The 11,364-nt window shown below is 37.2% G+C and carries 12 protein-coding genes; 9 read left to right on the forward strand and 3 right to left on the reverse strand.

Going from position 1 to position 11,364, the window contains the following annotated elements; all coding sequences use genetic code 11:
- The first annotated feature begins 547 nt into the window (after window positions 1-547).
- The 3 genes from ACG9ZL_RS04420 (at window position 548) to ACG9ZL_RS04430 (ending at window position 2,627) form a co-directional block, all read left to right on the forward strand.
- Window positions 548-1,003 (forward strand): bacteriohemerythrin, encoded by a 456-nt coding sequence (locus ACG9ZL_RS04420; RefSeq protein WP_004819397.1) that lies wholly within the window; start codon window positions 548-550, stop codon window positions 1,001-1,003.
- A 218-nt stretch (window positions 1,004-1,221) separates the two neighbouring features.
- Entirely contained in the window at window positions 1,222-2,289 is a 1,068-nt protein-coding gene (locus ACG9ZL_RS04425; protein WP_336952899.1) for a hypothetical protein, read from the forward strand.
- Between the two features lie 8 nt (window positions 2,290-2,297).
- Window positions 2,298-2,627 (forward strand): RnfH family protein, encoded by a 330-nt coding sequence (locus ACG9ZL_RS04430; RefSeq protein WP_336952898.1) that lies wholly within the window; start codon window positions 2,298-2,300, stop codon window positions 2,625-2,627.
- Window positions 2,628-2,711: 84 nt separating this feature from the next.
- Here the strand turns inward: ACG9ZL_RS04430 and ACG9ZL_RS04435 are convergent, their stop codons facing one another.
- The gene (locus ACG9ZL_RS04435) at window positions 2,712-3,110 is read right to left on the reverse strand and encodes an outer membrane protein assembly factor BamE (RefSeq protein WP_004722739.1); all 399 of its coding nucleotides are present in this window, start codon (window positions 3,108-3,110) and stop codon (window positions 2,712-2,714) included.
- A gap of 112 nt (window positions 3,111-3,222) precedes the next feature.
- Between ACG9ZL_RS04435 and fur the strand changes: the two genes are divergently transcribed.
- Window positions 3,223-3,660, forward strand: coding sequence for a ferric iron uptake transcriptional regulator (gene fur, locus ACG9ZL_RS04440; protein WP_336952896.1), 438 nt, complete (start codon window positions 3,223-3,225; stop codon window positions 3,658-3,660).
- A gap of 77 nt (window positions 3,661-3,737) precedes the next feature.
- Here fur and ACG9ZL_RS04445 read toward each other — a convergent pair whose 3' ends face one another.
- Complete coding sequence (locus ACG9ZL_RS04445) at window positions 3,738-4,856, reverse strand: PilT/PilU family type 4a pilus ATPase (protein ID WP_336952895.1); 1,119 nt, start codon at window positions 4,854-4,856, stop codon at window positions 3,738-3,740.
- Window positions 4,857-4,881: 25 nt separating this feature from the next.
- The gene (locus ACG9ZL_RS04450) at window positions 4,882-5,919 is read right to left on the reverse strand and encodes a type IV pilus twitching motility protein PilT (protein ID WP_336952893.1); all 1,038 of its coding nucleotides are present in this window, start codon (window positions 5,917-5,919) and stop codon (window positions 4,882-4,884) included.
- Window positions 5,920-6,318: 399 nt separating this feature from the next.
- Between ACG9ZL_RS04450 and ACG9ZL_RS04455 the strand changes: the two genes are divergently transcribed.
- The 5 genes from ACG9ZL_RS04455 (at window position 6,319) to ACG9ZL_RS04475 (ending at window position 11,239) form a co-directional block, all read left to right on the forward strand.
- Entirely contained in the window at window positions 6,319-7,011 is a 693-nt protein-coding gene (locus ACG9ZL_RS04455) for a YggS family pyridoxal phosphate-dependent enzyme (protein WP_336952892.1), read from the forward strand.
- A 402-nt stretch (window positions 7,012-7,413) separates the two neighbouring features.
- Entirely contained in the window at window positions 7,414-8,247 is an 834-nt protein-coding gene (locus tag ACG9ZL_RS04460) for an undecaprenyl-diphosphate phosphatase (protein ID WP_419359204.1), read from the forward strand.
- A gap of 187 nt (window positions 8,248-8,434) precedes the next feature.
- On the forward strand, window positions 8,435-9,238 hold the full coding sequence (locus ACG9ZL_RS04465; protein ID WP_336952888.1) for a thioesterase family protein: 804 nt from the start codon (window positions 8,435-8,437) through the stop codon (window positions 9,236-9,238).
- A gap of 290 nt (window positions 9,239-9,528) precedes the next feature.
- Window positions 9,529-10,320, forward strand: coding sequence for a hypothetical protein (locus ACG9ZL_RS04470; RefSeq protein ID WP_419327571.1), 792 nt, complete (start codon window positions 9,529-9,531; stop codon window positions 10,318-10,320).
- Window positions 10,321-10,483: 163 nt separating this feature from the next.
- Entirely contained in the window at window positions 10,484-11,239 is a 756-nt protein-coding gene (locus tag ACG9ZL_RS04475) for a hypothetical protein (RefSeq protein WP_336952886.1), read from the forward strand.
- Window positions 11,240-11,364 lie beyond the last annotated feature (125 nt).

The following is an 11,364-nucleotide window of genomic DNA, read 5'->3' on the forward strand; positions in this document are numbered from 1 at the left end:
AATATTTAATTATATTCTTTATATAATTTTTGATGTAATGATACCGTTATAATTATTTAAATATCATATTAAATAGTCTTAATAAAATTTATATTTCAACTCTTTTAAAGTGAGTCATGAAATAAGAGGAATAATAATAGTATCTATAAAATATTTTTACTTGAATAAAGAAAGTATTTAAAAATACAACAAAATCACAAAAGAATATTTATTCTGATTTTGACAAAATTATCTTAGTTTTTTAACGAGAAATCGTATAAAAATAAAATTTGAAGTGATTGTAAGAAAAATCGATTACACAATTATAATCATTTATTCATGCTTAATAATAAATATAGACAATCAATAAAATCATTTAAATTTAATAATTGGTTAAAAAATATCTTACTCTTTTAGTGCGGATTAAAATATTATCCAAGTATAAACAATAACTTAATTTATTTCATAGTTTTTTTAATGAATCCCGACTAATACAGTTTATTTTTATTTAGAGAGATAGCCGTTAATATGGTTGCTTAAGGTCAAGACATTATTTTAGGGTGATCGTATGAAGATGAGATGGATTCCAGAATATAATACGGGTATCGATGTGATCGACGATCAACATAAAAGGATTTTGGATTACATCAATGAAATTGATGAAATCGGTATGGCAACGGATCGTGCTCGTATCAAGCAAATTCTTGATAATATTATTGACTATACGCAATCACATTTTACCTTTGAAGAAAGCTTACAAGAAGAGGCTGGTTATAAATATCGTGTTCCTCATAAGCGTGTACATGACCTGTTTATTAAACGTATAGAAAGTTATCGTACCAGTTTTGAAGAAGGGCATTCTATAGAAAAAGAATTACATGAGGTGTTGTCTAAATGGTTAATTAATCATATTCAACACGATGATGCAGATTATGTGGGGGCTGTAAAATTAAATATGATGGGGATCATTAAAGAAAACGAAAAGAAAAAAGGAAAAAATTGGTTTGCAAGATTTTTTTCGTAATTTACAGACATTTTATGATTGTGAAATTATGGAAATCACCAGCTCTCTAACTAAAAAAATTCAGAGGGGATAAAAAGAAATAACAAAGATTATAACAATATCTAGCGCAGCAAATCATCGAGGGGTGATTTGCTTTTTTCTTTTAAACTTTGATTTTCAGCATCGACAAAGGCAAAATAGTAGAACTTTTTACGAAACACCTCATGCAGGATTATTCTATGTCACGATGGTTATCGCCGCTCATGGCATTTTGTTTATCATTTATAATTATCGCAGGCTTAGCACCAAGTCTGGATATTCAAATTGATCGACAAATTGATTTTTGGATATTGTGGTTAGTGTCAATGCTCGTGTTGGCATTGCCGATTACTTATTTAGAAGTTGCATTAGCAAAGCGTTCTAAAACAACTGCACTCAATGCCTTGTCTAGCTTAACTCGTGATGCTGATGCATCACAATCGTGGCGTATTGTTGGCTGGCTGGCTGTTATCTTTATTCCGTTCTTAGCGGGTGGGATTTTATCGAATATCAGTCAAAGTACTGTGCAAATGGTGAATTTACCGATACAAAGTCATCTATTGTTTGCTGGTGCCGCTGTCATGGCTTTTGCTTTGTCATTTGCACCTCGTCAAATTTTAGTGGGTTTGATCACGGTAGGCGTGCTGCTTTCTTTAATTCTTGCACAAGTCTTTGGTACCCATTTACAGACTTGGCATGTTACCCCTTTAGAATTTAAAGAGTGGGGCAATGCTACGATTTTAGCCCTTGTGGCCACAGGGCTCGGTTTAGGTTTGTATTGGCAAACCAGCTTGTTAAATGTCCAACAGAATAATGAGGCGTCTAAAACAGCTTTACCTATTTGGATTGCGCAACTAGTTGCTGTGATTGCCTTTAGTTTTTTTGCAGCTTCAGCACAAATCCCTGCGTATACTTTATTATTTACTGCAGTCATTTCAGCCGCGCTATTATTACAACTAGGCAAAGAACAGTTAGCTCAACGCCAAGTCGCAATACTTATTCAATTTGTAGTGTTATTGGTGGCATTATTCATTTGGGCAATTCCAAATATGGTCGTGGTGTTTAATCCATTACTGATGATTTGGGGCTTGGTCATTTGCTTGATTTATTCAATCTTTGTGGGTTGGATTATGAAAATCAGCCATCTACGTAAAGCGATCAATTTTAGTTCTGAAGCGTTTTATAATATTTGGCGTATTGCGGTACGAATTATTTTACCTTTGAGCATTGTGTTGGCATTGGTATCCTATATTGGACAGTTAATTTAAGGGTCAAGGTGAATCTCGTGGCAAAAATTTGGGTGGCATATGCTGCCGAAAAGCAACAATTTCACATTGAGTTACAATTTTCTCAAGGCATGACGATTGCTGATGCAATTGCGCAAAGTGGATTGGTGCAACAAGTAGAATTGCCTGAAAATTTTAGTTTTGGTATCTTTGGAGTGAAAATAAAACAACAATCACATGTATTACAAGCAGGTGATCGTGTTGAAATTTATAGACCTTTAACGATTAATCCAAAAGATATTCGTCGCAATCGCGCAAAAGCAAATCCTGTCGGACGTTACTGCCGTGGAAATCGCTATCAACAATTGTTATTTAAATAAGGCGTTATTTACAATAATCGCTTTAAACAATTGAATGCATATGAAAAACCCCTCACTGAGGGGTTTCTTTTTATCGCAAAGTGTCTATAGTGGGGGCGCATTCAATATTGCTTCTTTAGAAGCAGGTAAACCAGGTTGAGACTCAGGAATGGTTTCTAAACCTTCAATTTTGTTTACGACACCTGATTGATCAAAATAAACCTTTAAATGTTGGCCATGTGCTGCGGGAATCTTCGCTTTTTTCGCGTAAGTTCCTGGGATATAGTTGTAAATGTAATCCCATCGTCCTGGATTCAATGGATCTGAGACTGTTGGGCTACCCAACAAGAATTGTACTTGTTGGTAGGTCATACCGACTTGAATTTTTGAAGCTTGAGCTTGGGTTAACGGTGTTCCTTGAGGAATATCGACTTTGTATACTCCAAATACAGAACAACCACCAAGTAAAGAAGCGACGAATAACGTCAGCATGATTTTTTGCATTTTGCTACACTATCCCAAATTAATTATGATGCAATTGATCCAAGGATAGATCATACTGCATCTCAACTCTGTTGCATATTCCAACTTAAAATTTGTTGAGAGACCTTTTTATATGCCTATTTCAAATCAAGATTTACGCAAAGCTGGACTTAAAGTTACCCTACCACGAATCAAGATTTTGGAATTATTAGAAAATTCAAGACAACACCACTTGAGCGCGGAAGACATTTATAAAACATTACTCGAACAAGGTGAAGATGTCGGTCTAGCGACCGTATATCGTGTGTTAACACAATTTGAAGCTGCTGGAATCATTCAGCGCCATCATTTCGAAAACAATCATTCTGTTTTTGAAATAATGCAAGAAGATCATCATGATCATTTGGTTTGTCAAAATTGTAATAAAGTCGTTGAATTTACTAATGAAACCATTGAACAAGAGCAACATTCAGTAGCTGAGAAACACGGCTTTCAGTTGACTGGACATTCTTTGAATCTTTACGGTTATTGTGATGAACCTGGATGTCAGGAAGCTTATCGTAAGCGCTAGAATCACATAAATACAACAAATGAAGGGGGGCTTATTTAAGCCCCCCTTTTTTTATACGCTCTTTTTTTGATTTGGGACTATTGTCCATCAAAGGTGAGTTTACTATTTGCATTAAGTAGTTGTGCACCACCTTCTTCATCCAATTTGATTTGTAGACGTAAATCATTTGGAGAGTCAGCATGTTTAAGTGCATCTTTATAGGTAATTTGTCCTGCTTTATAAAGGTCAAATAAAGCTTGGTCAAAAGTTTGCATACCCAATTCACGAGAGCGTTTCATCAAATCCTTAATCTCATGCACATCACCTTTACGGATTAAGTCTGAAACCAATGGTGAGTTGATTAGAATTTCAATTGCAGCACGACGTGAATTACCATCAGGTGTTGGGATTAATTGCTGTGCTACCATCGCTTTTAAATTGAGCGATAGATCCATAAACAACTGGCTATGACGATCAGACTCAAAGAAGTGAATAATCCGATCAATTGCTTGGTTTGCGTTGTTGGCATGCAGTGTGGCAAATACTAAGTGTCCCGTTTCAGCAAAGGCTATGGCATAGTCCATGGTTTCACGAGAACGAATTTCACCAATCAAGATCACATCTGGCGCTTGACGCAAAGTATTTTTTAGCGCAATTTCAAAAGAATCTGTATCGATTCCCACTTCACGTTGCGTAATAATGCATCCTGCATGTTCATGCACAAATTCAATCGGGTCTTCAATGGTGATGATATGACCTTTAGAGTTTTGATTACGATAACCAATGATAGACGCAAGCGAAGTTGATTTACCTGTCCCTGTTGCTCCGACAAAGATGATAATTCCACGTTTGGTCATTGCCAGATCTTTGAGGATAGGTGGTAATTTAAGCTCATCCATAGTTGGAATTTGAGTTTCAATACGACGCAAAACCATACCTGGCATATCACGCTGCTGAAAGGCACTCACACGGAAACGAGCAGTTTTATCGCGATTGGTAATGGCAAAGTTACATTCACGCGTCTCAGCAAATTCTTTACGCTGCTTTTCACTCATAATTGAGTTAAGCAGTTGCATAATAATTTCGCCGTTTAACTTGGTTTTTACTACAGGAACAATTTGACCATTAATTTTCATTGATGGTTCAACATCGGCAGTAATAAATAAGTCTGATGCTTTTTGCTCAATCATCATATTGAGCAAGTCATTAAAATCCATCTTTTTTAAACCTCAATAATCCATTTTATAAAAATGATTCTGGTTGTTTTGCTACATTTCTTGCAACTTGAGGACTAATAATACCTTTGGCAACCAGTGTTTTTAAACTTTGATCTAAGGTGGTCATACCATAGTTTGCACCCGTTTGAATTGCTGAATACATCTGTGCAACTTTGTTTTCACGGATTAAGTTACGAATTGCAGGAATACCAATCATAATTTCATGTGCGGCAACCCGTCCTCCACCATTCTTTTTAAGCAGTGTTTGCGAAATGACGGCTTGTAATGATTCTGACAACATGGCGCGTACCATATCTTTTTCTTCAGCAGGGAATACGTCAATGACACGGTCAATGGTTTTTGCCGCAGATGTGGTATGTAGCGTGCCGAAAACCAAGTGACCTGTTTCTGCAGCAGTTAATGCAAGGCGAATGGTTTCAAGGTCTCGCATCTCACCGACCAAGATAATGTCAGGGTCTTCACGTAACGCAGAACGCAGTGCTTCATTAAAGCCATGTGTATCACGATGCACTTCACGCTGGTTGATGAGGCACTTCTTAGATTGGTGTACAAATTCGATTGGGTCTTCGACTGTTAAAATATGGTCATAGCGACTGTCATTGATAAAGTCAATCATAGAGGCCAATGTGGTTGACTTCCCCGAACCTGTTGGGCCTGTTACAAGAATCAAACCACGTGGTAATTCACAAAGATCTTTGAAGATTTGTCCTAAACCTAAATCTTCCATGGTCAGAACTTTGGACGGAATGGTACGGAATACAGCACCAGCACCGCGATTTTGATTGAATGCGTTTACACGAAAACGGGCAATACTTGGAACTTCAAATGAGAAGTCTGTTTCTAATTGTTCTTCAAAATCACGACGTTGTTTATCGTTCATGATGTCATAAACCAGTCTGTGAACTTCTTTATGTTCCAATGCTGGTAAATTGATACGACGGACTTCCCCATCGACACGAATCATCGGTGGCATACCGGCTGAAAGGTGTAAGTCAGATGCACCATTTTTGACGGAAAACGCCAATAATTCTGTAATATCCATAATGTCCCCGAATAAAAATCTATTTGCCTAGGGTGTAGATTATTCATCATGCTTGTGCTTAAGCGTGTTTTCTGGGTTACTAGGCGCGAAGTACGAAATTTAGTTATTCTAAATGATGAGATACATCGTTTCGCAAGCTAACACGTAGCAGTCAAAAACATCAAAGTCCCACAGAGTTGTAGTTAAAATTATTTCAAACTGTGTTGTGAAATTTGAAAATAGGCTTACTATTCTCTTCATTTCATTCCTTGTTTGCTCAATTTTAGCCTACAACGCAAGCTATTTATAAACGATCTACACACCCTCATTATTTTGTAGAATAATAAGGCCTTTCACTCAGCATAACCAACAATTTCATTGCTTGGAAGCTGAAATTTTTATGAAATGAGAACCTTGTCAATGAATGATCTAAATCAAGCTCGAAATCATATACTCACGCAAATTCAGCAGGCCTGTTTGACAGCAAATCGAGATGTGAGTCAGGTACAGTTGTTGGCAGTTTCCAAGACACATCCAAGTATGCTCTTAAAAGAAATGTATGCTACGGGGCAGCGGGCTTTTGGCGAGAATTATTTACAAGAAGCGCTCGAAAAAATTGAAGATTTAAAAGATTTAGAGATCGAATGGCATTTTATTGGTCATGTGCAGCGCAATAAAACCAAGCATCTTGCTGAAAAGTTTGCGTGGGTGCATGGTGTTGATCGTTTTATCATTGCAGAGCGTCTCTCAAATCAACGAGAAGTTACTCAAAAGCCATTAAATATTTGCTTGCAAGTGAATATTGATGCACAAGACAGTAAAGATGGTTGTCAGCCTGATGAAGTTGCAGATCTGGTAAAACAAATTAGTCAATTAAAGAATTTAAAGTTGCGTGGTTTAATGGTGATTCCTGCACCTGATCATCCACAAGCATTTAGTGATACAAAGCAATTATTTGATCAGGTTAAAGTTCATCATGCGCATGCTGAAGATTGGGATACGTTAAGCATGGGGATGTCTGGAGATATGGTGGAAGCCATTGCCGCAGGGTCAACCATGGTACGTATCGGGACAGCTTTGTTTGGTGCACGAGATTATTCAAATAAACATTAATCATGGTATGACGTATTTTGGAAGATTATTGCGCTTACCCTAATTTATAGCATTTCATAAAAGCTAATTTATAGGATTATAGGGTTGGTATAGCCGCACCTTACCTTGAAAATTTAAATAAATTTATGTAGGCGATGCCTCTCTTTTCAGGGATGGATGCCAAATCTTGCGCTGCAAACAAAGCCCTGCTTTGTTTGTGCTCATGTTGGGTAGGGTACGCTCCACTCAACAGCGACATCCATGTCACCACACGATAGATCGCTCATGTATGACTCAATAAGACAAAAAAGCAGCTAAATTTGTATGAAGCTTACTATAATGAGTGGTTTAAGTTTATTTTAATTTTGATTTAATGCTGTAAACGTATAAGGCATCGATAATTCTAATCCGTAGAGATTGTTGATGACTATTTTTCATGTACTTATTCTTGCCATCATACAAGGGTTTGCAGAACTGCTGCCTGTATCCAGTTCAGCGCACGTGATTGTGGCTGAAAAATTGATGGGTTTTGACCCATCAGCGCCCGATATGACGTTTTTATTGGTGATGCTACATACAGGAACCATGTTTGCGGTCATTGTGTATTTTTGGAAGTCTTGGCGCACAACCTATTTTTCGTCATGGGATCGTTTTAAAAAACAAGCATGGTTTGTGATTGTTGCAACATGCATCACGGGCGTACTTGGATTAGCGTTGCAATCGATGATCAAACATGTATTTTTTGCTGGGGCAAACCACTTTGAAATTGAGCAATTGTTTAGCAACTCAAAATTAATGGCTGCTGCTTTAGCTTCTGCTGGTGTATTGATTATTTTATCTTCTCGATTAGATCGTGGACAGGTTGGTGATGTGACGATGAAAAGTGCGGCATGGATTGGCGCTGTTCAGGCTTTATGTTTGCCGTTTCGTGGTTTTTCACGTTCAGGTGCAACAATTTCAACAGGATTATTTTTAGGTGTCGCTCGCCAAAAAGCGGAAGAGTTTAGTTTTGCCTTGGCAGTGGTGTTAACCCCAGCGGTGATTGTAAAAGAACTTTATCGATTGCTACATGCCGAAAATTTTCAAAATATCTATTTAGCTCAACTGCTTTTACCCAGTATGTTTGGGATGCTGTTTAGCTTTATTGCAGGTCTTGTTGCTTTAAAATGGCTATCGAGTTGGCTTGAACATGGTCGTTGGCATTTCTTTGGTATTTATTGTCTGATTTTCTCTGGTGTCGTTTTACTCATTGGTTAAATCTAGGCTTTCAAATACTGACTTTTCAATATGTCACTTTAAATCTAAGCGTTCAATCCCATGTAAAATATTGAACGCTATGGGTCATTTTTCCTATTAATATTAGACTTCTTTGCTTAAGTCGAGTACAAAAATAATGCGGGATTATATGTATAGCGAATGATTTTTAAGAGTGATAGGGAAGTTTATGTCTGCATATTATCAATTGATTCAGCGTCATATCGATAAACAGGGTGTAGTGACTGCACATTATCAATCGACAGATCATGCTCAAGGGGCTTGGAATGCACATGAGCAACATATGGCACCAGCGACAGGGGTTATTTGTGCTGAATTAGAGCAGTTTTCACCTCGAAATGATGTTCGAATTGGTCGTATAAGTTTAGATATTCTTGGATTAATTGCAGGTGGCGAATTTTATATTCGGACAAAAGTAATTCGAGCTGGCAAGACCATTGAACTGATTGAATCCGAAATGGTCACACAAGGTAAAATAAGTATTGTGGCGAGAAGTTGGCGCATGATGATCAGCAATAGTCAAAGTGTTGCAGGCTTAGAGGATCAATCTATTGGTACACCGGAACAGTTACCGATTTGGCATGAAATACGTCAATGGCCTGGTGGATATATTCATTCGATTGAAGCAAGGACTGAGCAACGTCGACAGGGAGCTGGTATTGTATGGCTTAGCAATACTTTGGATATGGTTGAAGGTCGACCGACATCGGCATTTGTGAAGTTAATGGGAATGATCGATACTGCAAATGGTGTTGTGGCGAGACAAACAGCACCTTTTAATTGGGGCTTTCCAAATCTAGATTTACAAATTCATTTATATCGTTTGCCCCAAGGTCAATGGCTAGGCTTAGAAACCGTACAACAGTATGGTGAAGATGGTATTGGTTTAACCAGTTCCATCTTACATGATATTTATGGGCCATTTGGACGTAGTGAACAGATTCTCACTTTAAGACCCATACATGTTGAGTAATTGCATGGATGAAATCAAAAACTGTATTTCTACATACCGTTTTTGATTTCTGTTGGTATTTATTGAATAGTAATTAGCTTTTTTACATTGGCTTAGATAAATCGCTATAAAAAACAATTCTATGTGTAGGTAAAATGAATCTGATGAGTATCCGTTTAGGCATTTGGAATTTACTTTAAGGCAAATTATTCAGTTAAATTTTTTAAAATATACTCAACAATATTAGATGTAATATGATTGTCGATTTGACTATACTGATTTGAATAAAATTTAAAAACTGGAAATAGAATATGTATAAATCCAAACTATTATTATGGTTATGTCTTTGTGCTTTAATCAGCGCTTGTAGTACTGCAAAATATTCTTCAACGCAGGATGCTACTTCACAAGAAATCGAATCTGCACCATCACCTACCTCAGCAACAGCTAAAGCTGCACCAGCGCCTATCTCCAATCAAAATCGAGTAAAGTCAGAAGAGCGTTTGGGAACGAAATGGGGAGATGATGTGAGTTCATATGTGACTCAGGTTGATTTAAAACGTTTGAGTAGTAATCCTATTGATGAAACTCAAATTCGTTATGCCAGTAAGCAATTTTCAGGACGCAGTATTAATAGCATTTCTTTAGCTGCTGGAAAAATTAGCTTTTCTGTTGTGGATGATCGTGGGCGAATTTTACCATTGTATCGCGATGGAGAGCGTTATTATCTCTCTGCGCGTGATGGACAAAGCTATCAATTGCGTTATGCCAATACCAGTAGCCAAACCTTTGAAGTTGTTGCAAGTGTCGATGGTTTAGATGTTCTTAATGGAAGTAAAGCTTCACGTTCAAATAGTGGTTATGTGTTAAGACCATATAGCTCATTCGCGATTGAAGGTTTTAGGAAGAGTAATTCATCTGTAGCTTCATTTATTTTTAGTAAGCCAAATGATGCTTATGCTGCCAACACTACCAGTGGTTCTATTCAAAATACTGGTGTGATTGGTACAGTGGTGTATGAGTTAAAAGCACCAAAATACGATCTACCCAAAAAATCTAAGGATAATTACGCACCTGCGCCTAATGCCTTTCCTGCGGATTAATTAAAAATATTAAGACGAAAGGGGGGATGTTATTATCCCTCTTTTTAGATGTTATAATGTTACATAATTGCAATAATTTAAAAATAGCACAGTCAAAATAGCTACGATATTATGACTTTGATAATAATCTACGTAACTTATAAACTTTAAAATAGGTTTTATAATGAAAAATATAAATATATTTCTCTGCCTTTTTTTGTGTATTTTTCTAGCTGCATGTTCGAAAAAAACAGATGAAAGCGTATCTCAATCCCAAACTGAAGCGACCAGTGCAGATGCTGCCGCTGAAGCAGCCAACAATCAAGTTGCTGCTGATGAAAAGTTAGGCACAAAGTGGGGTGATGAAATTGATTCCCATGTGACCGAAGTGCAATTAAAGCGCAAATCTGATTCACCTCTTGCTGAAACTATCGTGCAATATGCAGATAAAAGCTACAAAGGTAAAACGGTCAATTCAATTTCTATTGCCGCAGGAAAAGTGAGTTTTTCTGTTGTAGATGATCGTGGAAACCGAATTCCAATGTATCGTGTTGGACAAAGCTACTATTTGTCAGGGCGTGAAGGGCAAAGCTATCAACTTCATTATGAAAATAACACAGCTAAAACGTTTGAAGTGGTTGCCAGTGTTGATGGTGTAGATGTCATTGATGGCAGTGAGGCTTCCAGAAGCAATTCTGGTTATGTATTACATGCACATGATTCATTGAAAATTGAAGGTTTCCGTAAGAGTGAATCTGCTGTTGCTTCCTTTACATTTAGTAAGCCTAAAGATGCGTATGCTGCGAACTCAGAGAATGGTTCAATTCAGAACGCTGGTGTAATTGGTACGGTTTTATATGAGTTGGAAGCACCAGAAGACGAGTCTAAACCCGTGAATAAATATGCACCTCCACCAAATGCATTTCCCGCAGATCGTTAATTTATTCGTTTGTAATAATAATAGGCATGGCGAATTCAAACATGAGGTGCGACAGTTTGAAAAGTCTTATGATAATCAACAAGCTGAGCAAATTTCTCTAATGGTGTAAGCCAATCTAACGCTTT

Origin of the sequence: Acinetobacter legionensis (genome assembly GCF_048551735.1) — a bacterium.
In the GTDB taxonomy this organism is placed as follows: domain Bacteria; phylum Pseudomonadota; class Gammaproteobacteria; order Pseudomonadales; family Moraxellaceae; genus Acinetobacter.

What these genes read in the sequence shown, in the direction of transcription:
- ACG9ZL_RS04470 (WP_419327571.1), top strand. Translation starts at nt 9,529, where the DNA reads ATGTATAAATCCAAACTATTATTATGGTTATGTCTTTGTGCTTTAATC.
- ACG9ZL_RS04435 (WP_004722739.1), bottom strand. Translation starts at nt 3,110, where the DNA reads ATGCAAAAAATCATGCTGACGTTATTCGTCGCTTCTTTACTTGGTGGT.
- ACG9ZL_RS04450 (WP_336952893.1), bottom strand. Translation starts at nt 5,919, where the DNA reads ATGGATATTACAGAATTATTGGCGTTTTCCGTCAAAAATGGTGCATCT.
- ACG9ZL_RS04465 (WP_336952888.1), top strand. Translation starts at nt 8,435, where the DNA reads ATGTCTGCATATTATCAATTGATTCAGCGTCATATCGATAAACAGGGT.
- ACG9ZL_RS04460 (WP_419359204.1), top strand. Translation starts at nt 7,414, where the DNA reads ATGACTATTTTTCATGTACTTATTCTTGCCATCATACAAGGGTTTGCA.
- ACG9ZL_RS04420 (WP_004819397.1), top strand. Translation starts at nt 548, where the DNA reads ATGAAGATGAGATGGATTCCAGAATATAATACGGGTATCGATGTGATC.
- ACG9ZL_RS04455 (WP_336952892.1), top strand. Translation starts at nt 6,319, where the DNA reads ATGAATGATCTAAATCAAGCTCGAAATCATATACTCACGCAAATTCAG.
- fur (WP_336952896.1), top strand. Translation starts at nt 3,223, where the DNA reads ATGCCTATTTCAAATCAAGATTTACGCAAAGCTGGACTTAAAGTTACC.
- ACG9ZL_RS04425 (WP_336952899.1), top strand. Translation starts at nt 1,222, where the DNA reads ATGTCACGATGGTTATCGCCGCTCATGGCATTTTGTTTATCATTTATA.
- ACG9ZL_RS04445 (WP_336952895.1), bottom strand. Translation starts at nt 4,856, where the DNA reads ATGGATTTTAATGACTTGCTCAATATGATGATTGAGCAAAAAGCATCA.
- ACG9ZL_RS04475 (WP_336952886.1), top strand. Translation starts at nt 10,484, where the DNA reads ATGAAAAATATAAATATATTTCTCTGCCTTTTTTTGTGTATTTTTCTA.